Here is an 18,875-nt window from a genome sequence, read left to right as displayed (position 1 = left end):
TCAATTTGCCGCCTACCTACAACTTAAACTATTTAGAGTTTACGAGTAGGGTTTGCTGGTAGCGATTCAAAAGATTTAAATAAAAAAATACCTCCCAAGGGAGGTATAAGTTGGACAAACAAATAAAGTCAATAAGGTAATAAGGGTGATAATGAAATCGGAATTACCATTTTTTATTTAATAAATGGTCAATACTAAATTTCCCTGGGCCGGTTACTGCTAATAGTAAGAAACCGCCTGCGATAGTAAAGTTCTTCATAAACATTAAACTATTTGGTGCAACGCTAAAGTCGATATGGAACAGTAGCGCCGTTAATACGGTAAAGCCTGCAGTAAATAGGGCTACAGTTCGTGTTAAGAAACCAAATAGAATGGCTAAACCGCCACCAAGTTCTAATAAAATGGTTAAAGGTAATAAAAAGCCTGGAACACCCATTGCTTGCATGTATTGTTGTGTTCCTGCGTATGCATCTCCCAGTTTTCCATACCCAGCAACAATGAACAGAATTGGCATCATAATACGAGCTAACAATACCGCACCATTTTCTAAATTTTTCATTAAGATTCTCCAGACTAATAAGCCATTAAATATAAAGTATTTGCGATATGTGTCGCTTTGTAATGTTGTTTTCAGCACAAATAGGTAAGAAAACATTTGATGGGCTTATAATAGTCATTTGCTTATTCAATAAAAAGCAAAGCTTATTAACAAAGATAGTCAAAAAAATTGAATGGTGATGAAGGGGAGCTAGCTAAAGTGAAGAGGCTTAATTTAGCATATTGATTTTAATTGAAATTACTTCTTTCCTGCATTGATCGTACTTTGAATTGTCCTTGCTATACCCCACATTGTGAAGGCTTTTTTCCCTAATTGAAGTATGCGTTTGGGTTTTTTCAGTGAATAAATCGAAAGCAGGCCTGTTGCCGCAATAAATAAAGGACGGAAGGTAACGAAGGTTTTCCATGTACGGTCATAAGGAGCGGTCACTCGTAGCCAATCTTCAGAACTTGCAGCAAGGTCGCTCCGTTGCTGCTCAATTCTGTTGAGTAACCGTTGTTTTTTTGCGGCAAGTAATTGGCGTTTATTTCTGGTCATTATCTTTACCTGCTAATGCATTCGCGTCTTGGCTTAATTGCTCCCGTGTGGAGCTCAATAAGGTAGACTGCTTTGCTTTTTTGAGAGCCCAAATAGCAAAGGTAATGGCGAGTAGGACTAAGCACCCTGTTGTTATAGCAAGTGCTTGATAACGATAAACAGGGTCAACAGACCAAAAAATAAGACCAATTAAACACATTAGGCCAAAAGCAGTAAAAAGAAGCGCTAGTCCAACTAACAATAACAACTGGATAAAATTAACTTTCTCTTCTTCGAGCTCAACGGCAATGAGTTGAAGGCGAGTTTCAACAATATTAACGGTAATACTGGCAATGCGTTGCAGTATTTCAAGGACCCCTTTACCGGGGCCCTGACGTTGTTGATTTTGTTCCATAAGCAATTAACGTTTCGCGAGAAGTACGCCAAGAACCACACCAACAGCAGCACCGATACCGATACCAGTCCATGGGTTTTCTTTGACATAGTTGTCTGCACGGCCCGCAATTTCTTTAGTTTGCTCAGTGATCCTTTCGGTGGTTTGACCGAGTTTAGCGCGAGATGAGTAAAGTACATCTTTCGCTTTGGATTTCAAGCTTTCAATCTCTTCTTTCGACTTCTCGCCTGTATCATTCAATACGGCTTCAAGAGAATCTGCTAACGCTTTTAGTTCTGCGCGTAGGTCTTCTGATGAATGATTTGATGACATATAGAACCTCCTATCAATAGAAAAGAAACTTCACTGTATTAACAATAACTGTTTTTGCATTAAGTGCAATGAGTTATTCAATAATAAATTAGGGGTTAAGAAAAAATGTAAAAAACAGTATTTATAAAAATTCTATAAATATCAGTTGGTTAATTTAATTGCGGGGAGTGGGGATACTAAGACGTAAAATTAAGTAAAAATGAAAATGCGAGAACTGAGAGTTCCCGCATGGAGAATTAATTCGCTTTTTTATTTGAGAATTTTTTCTTAACGACAACAGCAATGCTACCAATTAAGCCAAGGATCAGTAGCCCTACAGGGATCAACATCAAAATGTTCATAATATGATGTTCATATTGTAGGAAAATCGGGCTTTTACCAAAGCCATAACCAATTGCAGTCAAAATTAACACCCACAGTAGGCCACTTAACCAATTGAATACTTGGAAACGACCGTTTTGCAAGCCAGCTAGCCCTGCTATTGTTGGAAGTAGTGTTCTGACAAAAGCTAAAAAACGACCAATTAACAAGGCTGCGAGGCCATGACGGTGGAACAAGCCATAAGCGCGTTGGTGGTAGTGTTCAGGTAAGTGCTCAAGCCAGCCTTTAACTATTCGTGTGTTCCCCAGCCATCGCCCTTGTATATAACCAACCCAACAGCCTAAACTGGCGCCAGCGGTTAAAATTACAATAGTGAGCGGATAACTTAATGTGCCTTTAGCGATGAGAACACCAACTAAAATCAATAAGCTATCGCCAGGTAAAAACGCTGCAGGCAACACCCCGTTTTCAAGAAACAAGATAGCGAACAGCATGAAGTAAATCGACCACACTAACGATGGGTTAGATAGGGTGACATAATCTTGGTGCCAAAGGGCGAAAAAAAGTTCTTTAACTAATTCCATTAATGTTTCCTAAACGGCAATAACAGCAACAAACTTGTTGTTGGGCAGGGAGAAATGGATTAAGTGAATGCCAAAGTGAAAGTAGTGTTTCCTCAGGCTGTTAGTGTAAAGCACGCTCACTTTAACAAAACAGAAAATAACTAAACAGTAAATTTTAAGCTTATTTTTAGAATTCATTTAAGTTTTGGCCGATTTTTACGATTTATTGCGCGGCATGGAACGATGTAAAGTGCTTAAAAATGGCGTTTAACCCGCTTTTTACCGAGAGTATGCGAAATATACTTGTTAATTTATCTTTTAATGTAAAAAAATAACGATAAAACAATAAAGGCTAATTATTGCATTTTAAGACTATTTACCGTATCTTATCGCCATAGCAAAGGGGAGTAACTTCTTCTTGTCGGTTTATCGTCATTACGGTGTACACATTACACCCGGTAGCCGAGCACCACAGTTACCTATTTTTAGGTTATTTGTGTTGTAAGTGAGACCTTGCCAGAAGGCGAGGTTTGCTCATAATTTACAACCAAAAGAAATAGCTTGTGGTTAACGAATTTTAAGCGGCTGATGTCTTCTGGATATCAGCCGTTTTTTGTTTTTTAAGGGAAAGGAAAATGCACTCAGTTGGTAACCCGATTTTATGGGGTAGTTTTGCCGTTATTATTTTACTTATGTTACTCATTGATTTGTTCTGGCAAGGGAAACACAAAGGCCAAGCAATGTCGATGAAACAAGCTGCGGCTTGGAGTATCGTGTGGGTAACGCTTTCGCTTCTCTTTGCAGCGGGTTTTTGGTGGTATCTTAATGAGAACGTAGGGCGTGAGTTTGCTGATAGCCAAACCATGGCGTTCTTAACGGGTTATTTATTAGAAAAAGCATTAGCTGTTGATAACGTATTCGTTTGGTTGATGTTATTTAGTTATTTTGCCATTCCTGCAACTTTACAGCGTCGTGTGTTGGTTTATGGAGTATTAGGCGCTATCGTACTTCGTACGATTATGATTTTTGCAGGTAGTTGGTTAGTCACACAATTTAGCTGGATTTTGTATGTATTTGGCTTGTTCTTGCTATTTACTGGTTTGAAAATGGCTTTTGCCAAAGAAGATGACTCGCCAATAACGGATAAACCGCTAGTAAAATGGGTTCGTTCTCATTTACGTATGACGGATGAATTACATGGTGAAAAATTCTTTATTAAACGTAATGGCGTCCTATTTGCGACCCCACTTATTTTAGTGCTGATTTTAGTTGAAATTAGTGACGTGATATTTGCGGTGGACAGTATACCCGCTATTTTTGCGGTGACGACTGACCCATTCATTGTTTTAACATCGAATTTATTTGCAATTTTAGGCCTACGTGCCATGTATTTCTTGTTGTCAGGGGTTGCTGAAAAGTTCTCAATGCTAAAATACGGTTTAGCGGTAATTTTAAGCTTTATCGGTATAAAAATGCTATTGATTGATATTTTCCATATCCCAACACCGATTTCGTTGGGTGTGATTGCGTCAATTTTAGTCGTGACGTTAATCATTAATGCAATTGTTAATAAACGCAACGAAGCAAAAAGTTAATTTATCTTTTTTATTTTTAAATCCTCTGCTGTAAAAGCAGGGGATTTTTTTTAACCCCCTGAAAACGCTCAACCATTTTGTTTATCCCATTCTACTATAAGAAACAAAACTCTATTGAGATCACAGTTATGTAAAATGTTTGTTAAACAAAGTCAATCATTGTGTATATTTTGAATAATTGCCTTTTCAGGCGACTATTATTCCTTATACTTGCTGTGCAAACACATTTAATTCCTAATAAAGATAAATAATATAGGTCTATTATGGATACAAATAAAACAGGGTTATGGCGAGTTATTAGCCAAGGTAGTCTAGTCAAACAGATACTGGTTGGCTTGATAGCGGGTATTTTGCTTGCATGGTTATGGCCATCTGCTGCAAAAAATGTCGGGTTGTTAGGGGATTTATTCGTTAGTGCGTTAAAAGCTGTTGCTCCTGTACTGGTTTGGGTGTTAGTAATGTCATCCATTGCTAACCACCGCCAAGGGCAAAAAACCAATATCAAACCTATACTGGTGTTGTATATTTTAGGAACATTTTTTGCCGCGGTTGTCGCCGTTATTGGTTCTTTCCTGTTTCCATCAAATTTAGTCTTAGCGGTAGGTGATACACAGCTAAATCCACCGGGTAATATTGCTGAAGTGTTAAAAGGCTTGCTAATCAATATATTTGCGAACCCTATCGACGCACTGATTAAGGGCAATTATATTGGTATTTTAGCGTGGGCGATCGGGCTGGGTATTGCACTGCGCCATGCAAATGAAACCACAAAAACTTTAGTTCATGATTTTTCTAATGCAGTAACACAACTAGTACGTGTTGTGATCCGTTTAGCGCCTTTAGGGATTTTTGGCTTGGTTGCTTCCACTATCGCAACGACAGGCTTTGCAACCTTAAAAGGCTATATTCACGTTCTCGCAGTATTGATTGGCTGTATGCTGATTGTTGCTTTCATTGTTAACCCATTGATTGTTTACTGGAAAATGAAACGTAACCCATACCCATTAGTTCTCGCTTGCTTACGTGAAAGCGGGGTAACAGCATTCTTTACACGTAGTTCAGCAGCAAATATCCCTGTGAATATGGGGATGTGTCGCCGCATGAATCTACATGAAGATACTTACTCTGTTTCTATCCCATTAGGTGCAACCATTAATATGGCTGGTGCAGCGGTAACGATTACAGTACTGACGTTAGCCGCCGTACATACTCTAGGTATTCCAGTTGATATCCCAACGGCACTGTTATTAAGTGTGGTTGCTGCGGTGTGTGCATGTGGCGCATCAGGCGTTGCCGGCGGTTCACTATTACTGATCCCATTAGCTTGTAACATGTTCGGTATTTCAAATGAAATTGCGATGCAAGTGGTCGCGGTTGGTGTGATGATTGGCGTATTACAGGATTCAGCAGAAACGGCGCTTAACTCTTCAACTGACGTGTTATTTACGGCAGCGGTGTGCTTAGCGGAAGATGAGAAACTGGCTAACGCTGAAGCGCGGCTATCTCATCGTGATTAATTGTTAATTAAATATATTTTGAAAGGGCAGAGACAGCGAAAGTGAACTCTGCCCTTATTTTAGTGGGTTATTGAGTTAAAACTCATTACGTAAGCGGCGATAACCTTCGACTAACTGCACATTAGTTGCGGCAACTTCTTCTGAAAATTGCAAAGAGGCGCGGTCAACTTGCTTAAACTGAGATAAATCACTGTGGGCATTTACATGTACGCAGGATGGAATATATAAAGCAGGGGGTAGCGTTAAACCATCAACAACAGCGTTATAGCGAACAACACAGTTTTCCCCAATTTTGCAATTAAATAGAACGCTATTAAAACCAATAAATACTCGTGTAGCAATATTACAAGGGCCATGGACAATGGCACGATGTGCTATTGAAGTATGTGAGCCAATTTGTACTCCAGCCCCACTTTTAGAATGGATAACAACACCATCTTGAATATTTGAATGTGGGCCTATTACTATCGGTGACATATCCCCCTCTTCATTGAGTTCATCAGCTCGGATGACTGCATATGGGCCGATATACACGTAATCTTCAACAATGACTTTGCCACAAATAATTGCGGTAGGGTCGATATAGGCTTTTTCTGAAATAACAGGGGAGTGTCCTGATGGATTTTTACGCAGCATGAGTACTCCGTTTCCAGTGCGTGTGAACAACTGCATTATGTGCATGTAAACTTTCTTGATGCTCTATATTAATGTTCACTTCGTCATAGTGACATTGATGACGAAAAGCCATGACTAGTTTTCTCGCTGCATCTTCACAAAACATCAGGTTTTGGGCATTTGCGATAGCGAAAGCTTGTTCATCATTACGTTTAACAACAGTTTGTACAGGTGTTGAAAGCACGTTTTCAATTTGATTAATTAATTCAATGATGGGAAATATTTTATGACTAGCTTTCAACGCTATGGTTACCCATGCCCAGCTGCGTTGGCTATGTGGTGTAGCGGGTAACCCATTTTTAGCTAGCCAGTTGAAAACTTGAGGGGGATATAATGGTTGTGTCTCGTCCTCAAATTCAATAGCAAATTGTTGTTGAATTACTTGGGTACTGAGTGCCGTGGCACTAGGACATGTCGATGAATAAGGAACCCCAACTTTTAAACAGATAATAAATGATTTGTTGAAATTTGCATTTATTTCAAATGGATATGCTTTCCATCCATGCTGGTGAGAAACTAAAGAAGGGCGAGATAATAAAATATCGCCATAAAGTCGAAGAGATGACTTCGATGATACATGGCTATGGGATATTAAAATCTGCTCTAGAGCCTGTTGAATCAAATTGGGGGTTAGTTCATGCTGTGTGAGTCCATCTAAGGCCTGATACAGCCGGGACATGTGTATTCCTTTCTGTCCTTGTAAATCAGTACCGACATCAACAAGTGCGTTGATTGGACGACCCGCTATCTCAATAGGTAAAGCAATCCCTGTCATACCGACCCAGTCTAGCTTGATATTGCTATAAATATCATTTTCCTTTTGCGCATCCGGTAAAGATGAACAACGTAATTCAGTTGATACTGTCATAACCCCTCAGCCATTCTTAATTTACAAATAGTGGTTATGTTATAACATAACAATTGTTTAGGGTGAAGAAAAAGAGGTATAAATATCAGTTAGGTTAAGGAGTGCAGTTCCCCCTCAGATAAAAGGCTCACCTTAGGGGGATATGAAGAGGCTAAATCTGATATGCGGTTTTCATCCCTTGCTCAATTGCTCGGCGGGCATCCAGTTCTGCAGCAACATCTGCACCGCCAATCACATGGGCGTTGATCCCGTGTTCTGCTAGTTGTGTTTTTAATGGGCGGTAAGGCTCTTGCCCTGCACACAAAATGACATTATCAACAGGCAGGCACTGTGTTTTATCTTGATAGCGAATATGGAGCCCTTCGTCATCAACTCGCATGTATTCCACGCCATTTAGCATTTGAACACCGCGTTTCATTAGTGATAAACGATGTACCCAACCGGTTGTTTTACCGAGGCCTGCTCCCACTTTACTGTTTTTCCGCTGTAATAAATACAATTGACGAGCTGATGCCATAGGGACTTTTTGTGGGGGGAATACACCACCTTTAGAATGAATTGTGGTATCAATATTCCACTCTTTATTAAAGAGTGAATTATCTAAACTGCTGCTTTTCCCTTCTTGGGTTAGCAATTCAGCAACATCAAAGCCAATCCCTCCAGCGCCAATAATAGCGACACTTTTTCCAACAGAGCGTTGTTTGGTGATGACATCGATATAGGAAATGACTTTATGGTGCTCAACCCCTTCGAGCTGGATTTTTCGTGGGATGACACCCGTTGCAATAATGACTTCATCAAACCCCGATAAACAGTCAACATCGGCTTGTTGTTCAAGGCGTACATCAACATTCAATAATTGTAATTGGCGGCAAAAGTAACGGATGGTTTCATGGAATTCTTCTTTGCCAGGTATCTGTTTAGCGAGGTTAAATTGGCCACCTATATGGTTAGATTTTTCAAACAAAGTGACACGATGCCCACGCTTTGCCGCATAAATTGCACAAGATAACCCAGCGGGCCCAGCACCAACAATCGCAACGGATTTACTCAGTGCGGCTTTTTCGTTGGGATAATCCATTTCCCTAACAGCTTGTGGGTTAACTAAACAACTGGCCAGTTTTCCACTAAAAATCAGGTCGAGACAGGCTTGGTTGCAACCAATGCAAGTGTTAATTTCATCTGCTCGATTTTCTGCGGCTTTACGAACAAACGCTTCATCAGCTAGAAATGGCCGAGCCATTGAAACCATATCCGCTTGGTGATTGGCAATAATATGTTCTGCAACAAAAGGGTCATTGATGCGGTTAGTGGTTATCAGTGGAATATTCACTTTCCCCATTAATTTTTGCGTAACCCAACTAAATGCACTGCGAGGAACTTGCGTTGCTATCGTCGGTACTCGAGCTTCGTGCCAACCAATACCGGTGTTGATCATACTCGCACCCGCGTTTTCAATTTGTTTGGCAAGTAATTCAATCTCTTCCCACGTTGAGCCATCTTCAACTAAATCCAGCATGGAAAGCCGGTAAATAATAATAAAGTTAGCGCCAACGGCTTCCCGTATTCGCCGTACGATTTTAATGGGAAAACGAATTCGGTTTGTGTAACTTCCACCCCATTCATCGGTTCTATGGTTGGTACGTTTGGTGATAAATTGGTTAATTAAATAACCTTCGGATCCCATAATTTCGACACCATCATAGCCAGCTTGTTGAGCTAGCTTGGCTGTTGTCACGAAGTCATCAATCGTTTTTTCAACTTCATCAGTTGAGAGTTCTCGGGGGGCGAATGGAATAATCTCTGCTTGAATAGGACTTGGTGCAACTAATTTAGGATGCAAGCCATAACGCCCTGCATGTAAGATTTGTAAGGCGATTTTACCGTCAGCTTGGTGGACGGCATCCGTGATTTGTTGATGAAATGAAAGCTGGTTTTTATCGTTTAATACTGCGCCATGAGCGGTAAGCGCCCCTTCTGGATTGGGGGCGATCCCACCGGTAATGATCAGACTGACACCATTTTCAGCGCGTAGGCGATAAAAATGCGCTAGCCGCTCGCTGCCTTGCGGGTGCTCTTCAAGCCCAGTATGCATTGAACCCATCAAAATACGGTTTTTTAGCACGGTATGGCCTAAATCTAGCGGGGTAAAAAGGTGTGTAAAATTGCTCATTATTATACTCCCATTCGGGATTTCATTAACAGGTCAGATGAGTTAACTGTAGCGTAATGAAGCTGAAATTTGGTAAAGATGTTAAAATTTTGTGATTTTTATCATATGTTTTCGGTTAAATAGCTGAGTGTCATAAAAAAATAGGTGTTTTTTTATTTTTATGTCATAAACAGAGATTAAAAAAAGAGACACACAGCATAAAGAACGATATAGGGGAAACCATGATGAAAGAGATTTGCCAAGCTATTACTTTAGAAGGTGAATACGTTCGCCTTGAACCTCTATCCCACCAATATGATGTCGAATTGGCAGATATCATTCGACGAGATGGGTTGAATAATTTGTGGTATGCCTTAGTTCCTGAGCCTGAGCATTTCTCTCAAGATGTGGAAAAGCGCCTGGAAAATTTCCAGAAAAAGGAATGCTTACCTTTTGTGGTGATCGATAAACGAAGCGGTAAACCAGTTGGTATTACTTCTTACAATCGTGTGGACCATGCAGTAAGGCGGGTTGAAATCGGAGCCACTTGGTATGGAATAGAAGTACAACGCACCGCATTAAATACAGAAGCTAAATATTTGCTCTTAAAGCATGCTTTTGAGGAATTAAATTGCGTTGCAGTGGAGTTTCGTACACATTTTTTAAATAGCCAAAGTCGTCGAGCCATTGAACGGTTAGGGGCTAAGCTCGATGGTATCTTGCGTAATCATATGAAAACTAAAACGGGTGAACTGCGTGATAGCTGTATATATAGCATTATTGAGTCAGAGTGGCCGTCAGTAAAACACCACTTAGAATGGCAGATGGTGAAACCGCGCTAAGGTTAGCTGTAGGTAAGTCGCCCACCGAAAGGTGGGCGATGATGCCAACATCAAGCTTTAACGTTTCGAGGGTTTTATCTGCTTTATGTAGCGCTTGTACTTTTACTTCTGTTGGCCTCGTTCCTGTGATTTCGCCTATATTTTTGCCAATAACCGCTTTATTGATTTCAAAAGCCGCCACAACTTCAGCACCATGTTCTTGCAAGTAACGGATCAAAAATTACTTATTTTTCCAAAACCATATTGAACTGCATGTACTTTTTTCATCATTTTTGTTCTATATGAGAATTATCTATAAACTATGCAGTAAAACAGTAATGTAAAAATATTGTTTTACATCAAGTGCTTGAATGAGTAATTTTTAATAAATTTAGTTGCCATTATGATGTTGTTTTTATTATTAATTTGATATTGGTAAAAGTTAAATATAGATAAGGTGTGAGAAACTGATTTAAATAAAAAATAGTAGGGCTCATTAAAATTGCAGAAAACGACTTTCAAATGATAGCAATTGCTTATGCTATCGCATTGAATTATAAGAAGAGTGATTGAGTTGAACACAATTTCAGCATACGGTTTCGAAACACTAGACCTAAGCGAAAACTACACGTATAATCCTTCCCACTTTGGCCCCTTAGCTCAGTTGGTTAGAGCAGTCGACTCATAATCGATTGGTCACTGGTTCAAGTCCAGTAGGGGCCACCAAATTTATCAAGGAGTTAGATGTTAATCATCTAACTCCTTTTTGTTTTCACCTCATTATCGTGAGTGTTTAACTCACAATCTAACTGGCTGTGAGCCTTCGGTTTTAACATTTTAAAAATCAATTTCAACACTTATCGTTAGAAAAACAGTGAAATTGTTTTTGCCGTTCAACGTATTCTTCCTTTATCCATCCTACTTTATCCGCAATGGGAAAGAATAAAGAGTGTATAACGTAAATGGCGACAAAAATTCTAAAAAAATGGAAAACGGACATAAAAAATGTTTTTTATATATTAATTCGATAAGATACTAAGTGCTGGAATAAAATATATTTTAAATATGCACTTAAAGAATATTACACTACACGACCAAGGCGGTTAATCCCTGTGGAATTAAATGTTAATCTAATAGTGTGTTTTTATTTTTATTAATCAATGGGTTATTTCATTTTTTCTGTTTGAAATATTTGGTTACATAGTTTATTTCTATGTACATTAGAACTTACTGGGCTTACCGCAGTTTGGTCTATTTTTTGCTCGATGATTATTCGATAATGATTCATTTTTGGTGTTTTTCTGGAGTTATATAGCGATATTTCAACCAGTTTACGCTAAGTCACTTATCCTAGAGAGATACAAACCAGCCCTCAGGTTTACATATCATTCATCAGATTTTATTATCCTTCAAGTAAATCTTACCGTGCGCACTGGCTGAGATGACGGAAATTAATCGATAATTATGTCGACCTAACCCAATTTGTCATTCTGGATAAAGGATATCGCTATGCCAACTCCATGTTATATTTCCATTGAAGGAAAAACCCAAGGCAACATCACTGCCGGTGCATTTACTGCCGATTCAGTGGGTAACATCTATGTGCAAGGTCATGAAGACCAAATGTTAGTGCAAGAGTTTTCTCACGTCGTGACTGTGCCGACCGACCCACAATCCGGCCAGCCTTCAGGCCAACGTGCGCACAAGCCCTTCCGTTTTACCGTGGCGTTAAATAAAGCGGTTCCGCTGCTGTATAACGCCTTAGCCTCCGGTGAAATGTTGCCGAAAGTGGAACTGAAATGGTACCGCACATCGGTTGAAGGCAAGCAAGAGCATTTCTTCACCACTACCCTGACCGATGCAACCATCGTGAATATCGATTGCCAAATGCCACACTGCCAAGACCCGGCGAAAGCCGATTTCACGCAGTTAATCGAAGTGTCTCTGTCTTACCGTCAAATCGACTGGGAACACACCGTTGCAGGCACATCCGGTGCCGATGACTGGCGCGCGCCGCTCGAAGCGTAAGTTCAAATTTAGCGAGCCTTTAGAGGCTCGTTTGCGTTTTTAGCTTTTTCTCCCGTAGAGGAAATTCCCATGTCTTGGACAGCCCCCAATAAAAACAAACGACTTGGCAGCCCCGAAAATAACCCGCTTATTCATGGTGGCGGATACACCGGCGGCAGAACCTATGCACAAGACCAAGCCTTGCAAGAAGCCCATGGGCAACTGCTAGAGCGTATTATGAATGGCGAAATGGGGACGGGATTAGTATTCACCTGTACCATTGGTGGGTTACCTGAAAACACCTTTCAAGTGACCCAGTTTGATTTGCAAGAAGGGCTTTCCCAGCTCTTTTCACTGTCGATTCAGGCGGTCAGCTCGTTACCCGAGATTGATTTTCAAACGGTACTGGGTGTGGCCTCTTCGTTGACTGTAAAGCGAGATGGAAAAATTCTTCGCACGGTACAAGGGATTTTAGCGGGGGCTGAACAAGGGAATACCGATGGGGTTAAAACCTGGTATCACTTTGTGATACGCCCTGAAATGTGGGTGATGACGCTTAAGCAAGACAGCCGCATTTTCCAAAATATGACGGTGCCGAACATTCTTGAGACGCTATTAAGCGAGTCTCACATCAAATTTGATAAGCAGTTTTACCACCCTGAAGAGCATCTAAAACGCGAGTATATCACCCAAAAGCGTGAAACGATGTATGAGTTCTGGTGCCGCCTCGCTGCCGAAGAAGGGATTAATTACTGGTTCGAAGAAGGCCCACAACTGTTTTACAGTGACCGTCATTTAGGCATGAAAGCGGGGATATCGCTCACCTATAATCCGCAATCTGAAACCGATATCACCGACAGTACCGCCACCACATGGCGCTATGCCGAGCAGTTGTGCAGCGATATCCGCGTGGATAAAGATTATAATCAACTTCGCCCCTCTTACCCACTGAGCCACCAAGTTACTGGCGAAGTCCATCAACAACATGAAGTGTTTGAAAGTTATGGTCGCTTTCAAGAAGATGCAGAAGGTAAACCCTTAAATCAAATTCGTTACGAGCAATCGCAAAACCAGCGTCAAGTGGGGTCAGCCACGACGAACTGCATTGAGTTAGCACCGGGGCGTATTTTTACTTTGTCTAACCATCCTAGCCCTCGAATGAATACGACATGGCAGGTGGTGAGTGTCTCTCATCATGGCGTGCAACCTCTTGCCGATAACAGTGGCGGTGAAGGCACTCAATTGAGCAACCAGCTGTCCTTTATCCCCAGTACTCAAGAGTGGCGACCGCCTTACCGATATAAGCCGCTTGCCGATGGGGATGAAGTTGCGACAGTCGTAGGCCCAAAAGGGGAAGAAATTTACACGAACAGCAAAGGGGAAGTGACCGTCTATTTTCATTGGGACAGGCGTGGCATTCCTGACCACAGTGCTTCTTGCTGGGTACCTGTAATGCATGGCTGGAGCGGAAATGGCTATGGGTTTATGAGTATTCCCCATATTGGGCAGCAGGTTTTAATCAGTTATCTGAATGGCGACATTGACCGCCCCGTCATTACGGGATGCATGTACAACGGTCGCAATGCCCCTCCGTTAGATTTACCGACCCAAAAAACACGCACCACCTTTAAAACGTGCACTCATAAAGGGGAAGGTTTTAACGAATTACGTTTCGAAGACCAAGCAGGACAAGAAGAAGTATATATTCATGCCCAGCGTGACATGAATGTGCATATTCAACATGATAGCCACACCCATGTTCAACACGATGTCAAACAGCGCATTGACCAACACCGTTTTACTGACATTCAAGGGGATGACCACCTTCACATTAAAGGGACGCACAAGGCTCAAATAGAAGGTGATATCTCTGAACAGGTGCTTGGCAGTTATCACCAACAAATTAACGGTGCACTGGTGAGTGAAAGTGGTCAAGAGACCCACATCACCAGCCAAGGGAAAGTGGTGATTGATGCGGCGACGGAAATTACCTTAAAAGTGGGCGGCAGTTTTGTGCGAGTGACACCGGGCAATGTGTTTACGTCAGGCAATGTGGCGATTGGCGACAGTGCCGGAGGCTCAGGGCAAGCGGTAGACATTCAATTGCCGGATGGCGTTGACCCGTTTGCGACACCGCCTTATCCGATTAAACCCTATTGCGCGATGCAAGCCCAAGCGACGGGCAGTTGGGTGATTAAGCCTAATGGGGGAAATCAATGAGACTCACCCCTTGGACAACATGGTTAACGGCATCCAATACGGACCCTATCTATTTACTGCTTAATACGTTAGCCACACCCAACCCGACAGACTTATTGTTTGCCAACGATTGGGTTGAACAGGCATTTCCTATTTACAATGGCACTGCACTGGCCCATTTAATCGGTCAGAGCCCGTGGCTTGTGAAGTTAAAATCGAGTGCGTATGCCCCATTGGGGCAACTGCTTGACCGTAAAGGCTTAAGTGATAACACATGGGGCTGGGCGTATCGCAGCTCGCTGGATTGGCAATACCAGTTACGTCATTGGCAAAACCGCCAATGGGTGGAGCTGAATGAAGAGCTCGTGGTGCTGCGTTTAATGGACACACGTATTGCGAATGTGCTTATTCCCAAAATGCGTGCGGTGGATTGGTCTGTGCTGATGACCCCTGTTCATGAGGTGATGTTGGAGACACCCAGTGACCCTGCTTTTTTTGAATCGCCTACCCGCCATAACCCTTTGCCTATTCCAGAACTGCAAGCCCGTCCGTTCATCATGGGGGAACACTTACAGGCTGCGTGGGAAAACTCTGCACAGTTTATCGAGCTGTTAGCGGAAAACCTGGCGTGTGAACTGTGGGAAAATCACGCAGAGGTCGCTCTATCCCTCGACACACCGGAAGGTCAACTTCACCGACGTTTAGTGGATTGGTTACACCTGCATCCCTCACTAGCGGGGGATATCCATACCCGTACCGCCACACAGTTTACGGACTATGCCCAGCAACAAGGCTGGCTAACCACGACAACGGAGCCGTCATGAGTCAGAAAGTCGAATCGTGCATTATCTGTGAAAACTATCGATTTTGGTTAGAGTTGCAATTGGTTGATGATAAAGGACAACCCTTAGCCAACGTGTCCTATTCGCTCGCCGAGCGAGGCACAGGCCGTACGTTGCAAGGCAGCAGCGACCCACAGGGCTTGATTAAAGCGGAAGGCTTAACGGCTCGTCCGTATACACTGAGCCTTGAACCGCAACCCTTAGCCGATGCCCTGACAACGCTGTCGCCTCCGGCAGCGATTCAAGGCAACGATAAGTCACTGAGTGATTATTGCCGTGAGCAAGGGTATCTCCTGAGTGAAAATAACCGCGCAGGGGCGTTTAACCTCAATGTACCCACTACCGTCCACCGCATGACGGCGGGGCAAATAAGCCGTTCTACCCACTATCAGCAACGTGATAAGGGCTATCCTCTGTTGTTCCCGTATGACCATCGTCGCGTGATTGCGATTAAACGCATTGCAGAGCCGGTGTTTGCCAAATCGGTGTTGCGTGGTGAGGGTAATACGGATGCGGGCGAACATCCTGAAATCAGTAACTACTTTGGTTCCACATCTGTTTATCAAATGCAGCCGAAGCTCATTCAATCTGAACAAGCAAAACCGTCTGAATTTTCGATTGCGTCTTTATTTGGTATTTCGACTGCTGAAGCGAACCCTCTAATATCAATAACCATGCAGAAATTGATGTTAGAGCAAATGGCTATATCTGCTGGTGCGGCTCAGAGTCAAGATACTTGGCAATCTTCGGATGAGTTTTATGATGATTACTCAACATCTCATAAGCCACCTTCAATAAAAGTGAACGTTCCTTCAACACTATCAGCACTGAGTATCCTTGTGGGTATGGGCTATGCGGGGGTATTTACACGTACAGAATCGAGTGACTCGAGTGATTTGCTGACTTATGAGGATTTAAAAGAAAAGGCTCTCGCTAAGGGAACCGCGACTACACGAATACGCATGGGTATCGATGAAGATGACCAAGTGGTCGGCTATCATACATCTACGGAAAGTGGGCAAGACCAAGTTCCTGTTAGGATGATGGAACTCGCTTCAGAAGCGGAGACGCAAAAAGTCCGTTCATTGGCGGCCTATCAAGCATCAGAAGGCTTACGATATGCAGGCAGTACAGCAGAGGTGTACAAATTTACGACTGATGATGGGGATGATGTTTTTATCAGTTATGCGAAAAACGGTAACTTTGTGGGCGTTCAATCGAAAATCCATGAGGGAGAAAGCCGAATTCATACGGGACATCCACCGTCACCGCCTTTAGATATTAGACCGCATACAGGTGGCAATCAGATCCCAGAGCCTGCGGATATAACCTCTGCGGGTGGTTTTCCAATTCATGAAGGTGAGCCACAGATATACATTACACCGGTTCCGGATGCGAAAGATTTACGTGACTATATTCTAATCACCCCGATACCATCATTACCGGTGATTTATGTTTATATGCAAGTTAAAGGGAAAAGAACTAAGAATAGGCTACCAGAAGGTAAAAATGGAGATTTAGGCCCTAGTGATGATATATTAGAAAAAAGAAATCCAGAAACGAATGAATTAATTCAAGTAAGGAAATATGACTCAGAAGGTAAACCAGTAAAAGATATAGATTATGGTCATGACCATGGTGCAGGGGATCCACATGTCCATGAGTGGAAATACCCATCAAATTCTGCACCAAACAAAGTAAGGTCAGCAGGGAGACCACTTCAATCTGGAGAGACAATCAATGATTAATAACATTAATTTTCATGATGTAAATATACATGGTATATTTTATATCGAAGAAGAGGAAGTTCTTGAATTATTATTATCTAATAATAAAAAATTACGATTTGAACAAGTTATACATTGGGATTTTTCGGAGTTTGAAAAACAAAATATAATATTTGATATTAAGCAGTATCAAGAAGTTCCTTTGTGGATTAAAGAAGAATTTGGAATAAAAAAAGCATTACCATTAAATAATTTACTATGTTATATAGACTCAAGTGTAGGCCTTTCTGGAATAATAATATATAGAAATGCCAAATGTCTTGAAGATGTAATCTCATAAATAATTACCAACACACGCTAATGGTATTAGCGTGTGTTGGTTTATAAAGTGAAATATTTCAAACAAGACATAGTCTACCAAGATTAAATCTCATCTAATAAAAGAGGCTCAATGAAAATAATCACTATCCCTCTTTCTAAAGAAGCAATGTATAGGTTAGATTACAATGAGTCTGTTGATGGAGATTTACTAGAGTTAGATTTAAATGATAACCAATTGTATCTATTAAATAAAGTTAATTTATTTGAATTAATTAATTCTAATTTAGGCTTAAATATAGATGATTATGAGGATGAGAGTTTGCAAGATATGAGTAAAATAGAGAATTTAAGAGATATTTTAAACAATGTGTCAAATAAAGACAATGAGAGTATAATTAATTCAATATTATTATTAGTTAATACTGCACTAGATAAAAAAACAGGAGTCTTTTTTTATTTTTAAGACATTATATTAAAATGTTAAGCTGATTCTGAGTTAAAAAATGCTCAGAATCTGTTTTAATAGGTCATCTTTGAAGAAGAACGTGTATGTACATGATCCAAGAGTTTCAACTGAGGCTCTTCCTAAAGGGGATTGGGAGAAACACATCAAAGGTATTAATGACGGAAAGCTAACGATTACTAACAAGCCTACAGGATTAAAATAATGACACTTGAAAATAACCAAGGCGGTGAATTGATACTTGTTATCAGAAAATATATTGATATTGAGTGGAACAGAACGAGCCGACGTTTTGTGAAAAAGTATATTGACCCCACTAACTTTATTGATGGCGAGCTTTATGTTGCTGATACTATTAATGAGTTGCCATCCACAATTTTTCGTCCCATAGATGAACGCAATCATCAAGATTTTATTGCTATCTTAAAAGCGGTTGTTGAATCTTATCACGGAAAAATTGATTGGGTTTTAGCCGGAAGACAAAAAACGAATACACCAGAATATAACTGGGGAGTAGAGCCTGCAATACTTCGAGACCCGCGCGTGATTGATGAATCGAAAAAATTAAGCCTAACAACTAAAAAATATCTAGCTGAACAAATGCCAGAATTAGGGCCTGTAGCCTACGCGGATTTAATTAATCTTGCTAAGCATGTCGATAAGTATTTAGAAAAACATTATTTATCTTTAAAGCGTCACTCATAAGCTGAATGAGGGGGATAATGTAAACTAGCAATAAATGAATATTATTTAGGATGTTATATTGGGGATGGTTTAATAGAGAATATTAATGACTATGTCTATGGTTCATAATCGATTTAGTTTAATTGCTATCATCATTGGAGCTTTTAGTATTCTTGTAATACTTGCTAATCAAAGCGTTGAGCGTGAATACGTCCAATCCAAACCTAAGTTAGAGCAGATTGTTCATGAAAAGGTAAGTAGTATAAAAAAAGCGACAATCGATGCAATTAAAGGAAAAGCGTATCAAGCCCCTACCGG

The 18,875-nt window shown here is 41.0% G+C and carries 19 protein-coding genes, 1 tRNA gene and 1 pseudogene; 12 read left to right on the top strand and 9 right to left on the bottom strand.

Annotation, left to right across the window (positions count from 1 at the left end; translation table 11 throughout):
- Window positions 1–163: 163 nt before the first annotated feature.
- The 5 genes from PR834_RS06990 to PR834_RS06970 form a co-directional block, all read right to left on the bottom strand.
- Complete coding sequence (locus PR834_RS06990) at window positions 164–559, bottom strand: DoxX family protein (RefSeq protein ID WP_004258158.1); 396 nt, start codon at window positions 557–559, stop codon at window positions 164–166.
- A gap of 237 nt (window positions 560–796) precedes the next feature.
- Window positions 797–1,096, bottom strand: coding sequence for a YqjK-like family protein (locus tag PR834_RS06985; RefSeq protein ID WP_004258151.1), 300 nt, complete (start codon window positions 1,094–1,096; stop codon window positions 797–799).
- A complete protein-coding gene (locus tag PR834_RS06980; protein ID WP_004258148.1) occupies window positions 1,083–1,490 on the bottom strand; it encodes a phage holin family protein in 408 nt (135 codons plus the stop codon). Before PR834_RS06980 ends, PR834_RS06985 begins: the two co-directional genes overlap by 14 nt.
- Before the next feature lie 6 nt (window positions 1,491–1,496).
- The gene (locus PR834_RS06975; RefSeq protein WP_004258145.1) at window positions 1,497–1,802 is read right to left on the bottom strand and encodes a DUF883 family protein; all 306 of its coding nucleotides are present in this window, start codon (window positions 1,800–1,802) and stop codon (window positions 1,497–1,499) included.
- A 236-nt stretch (window positions 1,803–2,038) separates the two neighbouring features.
- Entirely contained in the window at window positions 2,039–2,707 is a 669-nt protein-coding gene (locus tag PR834_RS06970) for a DedA family protein (RefSeq protein WP_004258110.1), read from the bottom strand.
- Window positions 2,708–3,321: 614 nt separating this feature from the next.
- Between PR834_RS06970 and PR834_RS06965 the strand changes: the two genes are divergently transcribed.
- Both PR834_RS06965 and sstT read left to right on the top strand, forming a co-directional pair.
- Window positions 3,322–4,281, top strand: a complete 960-nt coding sequence (locus PR834_RS06965; RefSeq protein ID WP_004258103.1) for a TerC family protein — start codon at window positions 3,322–3,324, stop codon at window positions 4,279–4,281.
- Between the two features lie 263 nt (window positions 4,282–4,544).
- Window positions 4,545–5,798 (top strand): serine/threonine transporter SstT, encoded by a 1,254-nt coding sequence (gene sstT / locus PR834_RS06960; RefSeq protein ID WP_004258100.1) that lies wholly within the window; start codon window positions 4,545–4,547, stop codon window positions 5,796–5,798.
- 75 nt (window positions 5,799–5,873) lie between these two features.
- Here the strand turns inward: sstT and PR834_RS06955 are convergent, their stop codons facing one another.
- The 3 genes from PR834_RS06955 to PR834_RS06945 all read right to left on the bottom strand — a co-directional run bounded on the left by PR834_RS06955 (window position 5,874) and on the right by PR834_RS06945 (window position 9,514).
- Window positions 5,874–6,434 (bottom strand): carbonate dehydratase, encoded by a 561-nt coding sequence (locus PR834_RS06955; protein WP_004258097.1) that lies wholly within the window; start codon window positions 6,432–6,434, stop codon window positions 5,874–5,876.
- Window positions 6,424–7,341 carry a GTP cyclohydrolase FolE2 gene (folE2, locus tag PR834_RS06950; protein ID WP_272536551.1) on the bottom strand — a complete coding sequence of 306 codons (918 nt, stop codon included), beginning with the start codon at window positions 7,339–7,341 and terminating at the stop codon, window positions 6,424–6,426. The genes PR834_RS06955 and folE2 overlap by 11 nt, the downstream gene beginning before the upstream one ends.
- 151 nt (window positions 7,342–7,492) lie before the next feature.
- The gene (locus tag PR834_RS06945) at window positions 7,493–9,514 is read right to left on the bottom strand and encodes an NADPH-dependent 2,4-dienoyl-CoA reductase (protein WP_187710060.1); all 2,022 of its coding nucleotides are present in this window, start codon (window positions 9,512–9,514) and stop codon (window positions 7,493–7,495) included.
- A gap of 224 nt (window positions 9,515–9,738) precedes the next feature.
- On the opposite strand from PR834_RS06945, the gene PR834_RS06940 reads away from it, so the two are divergent.
- Window positions 9,739–10,335 (top strand): GNAT family N-acetyltransferase, encoded by a 597-nt coding sequence (locus PR834_RS06940; protein WP_206277541.1) that lies wholly within the window; start codon window positions 9,739–9,741, stop codon window positions 10,333–10,335.
- Here the strand turns inward: PR834_RS06940 and PR834_RS06935 are convergent.
- A complete protein-coding gene (locus PR834_RS06935; RefSeq protein WP_231136047.1) occupies window positions 10,271–10,552 on the bottom strand; it encodes a hypothetical protein in 282 nt (93 codons plus the stop codon). The two genes, PR834_RS06940 and PR834_RS06935, sit on opposite strands and share 65 nt — an antisense overlap.
- Window positions 10,553–10,963: 411 nt before the next feature.
- Here PR834_RS06935 and PR834_RS06930 point away from each other — a divergent pair.
- From PR834_RS06930 to PR834_RS06890, 9 genes and pseudogenes are all read left to right on the top strand, one after another.
- Window positions 10,964–11,040, top strand: a tRNA-Ile gene (locus PR834_RS06930).
- Window positions 11,041–11,823: 783 nt separating this feature from the next.
- Window positions 11,824–12,342: an Hcp family type VI secretion system effector gene (locus PR834_RS06925; protein WP_004258066.1), complete on the top strand. Its 519-nt coding sequence runs from the start codon at window positions 11,824–11,826 to the stop codon at window positions 12,340–12,342.
- Window positions 12,343–12,411: 69 nt separating this feature from the next.
- Window positions 12,412–14,541: a type VI secretion system Vgr family protein gene (locus PR834_RS06920; RefSeq protein ID WP_272536550.1), complete on the top strand. Its 2,130-nt coding sequence runs from the start codon at window positions 12,412–12,414 to the stop codon at window positions 14,539–14,541.
- Window positions 14,538–15,344 carry a DUF4123 domain-containing protein gene (locus PR834_RS06915; protein WP_272536549.1) on the top strand — a complete coding sequence of 269 codons (807 nt, stop codon included), beginning with the start codon at window positions 14,538–14,540 and terminating at the stop codon, window positions 15,342–15,344. Before PR834_RS06920 ends, PR834_RS06915 begins: the two co-directional genes overlap by 4 nt.
- A complete protein-coding gene (locus PR834_RS06910; protein ID WP_272536548.1) occupies window positions 15,341–17,110 on the top strand; it encodes an S-type pyocin domain-containing protein in 1,770 nt (589 codons plus the stop codon). The genes PR834_RS06915 and PR834_RS06910 overlap by 4 nt, the downstream gene beginning before the upstream one ends.
- Entirely contained in the window at window positions 17,103–17,429 is a 327-nt protein-coding gene (locus PR834_RS06905; protein WP_272536547.1) for a hypothetical protein, read from the top strand. The genes PR834_RS06910 and PR834_RS06905 overlap by 8 nt, the downstream gene beginning before the upstream one ends.
- A 111-nt stretch (window positions 17,430–17,540) precedes the next feature.
- Complete coding sequence (locus PR834_RS06900; protein WP_180312120.1) at window positions 17,541–17,873, top strand: hypothetical protein; 333 nt, start codon at window positions 17,541–17,543, stop codon at window positions 17,871–17,873.
- A gap of 204 nt (window positions 17,874–18,077) precedes the next feature.
- Window positions 18,078–18,578 (top strand): hypothetical protein, encoded by a 501-nt coding sequence (locus PR834_RS06895; RefSeq protein ID WP_272536546.1) that lies wholly within the window; start codon window positions 18,078–18,080, stop codon window positions 18,576–18,578.
- 85 nt (window positions 18,579–18,663) lie between these two features.
- Window positions 18,664–18,875 (top strand): annotated as a pseudogene (locus tag PR834_RS06890) (hypothetical protein); the annotation flags it as partial.

The sequence above is a fragment of the Providencia sp. PROV182 genome (assembly GCF_028480325.1).
In the GTDB taxonomy this organism is placed as follows: Bacteria; Pseudomonadota; Gammaproteobacteria; order Enterobacterales; family Enterobacteriaceae; genus Providencia; species Providencia hangzhouensis.
The sequence above is the reverse complement of the archived record's forward strand: the minus strand, read 5'-3'. Positions and strand labels throughout refer to the sequence as shown.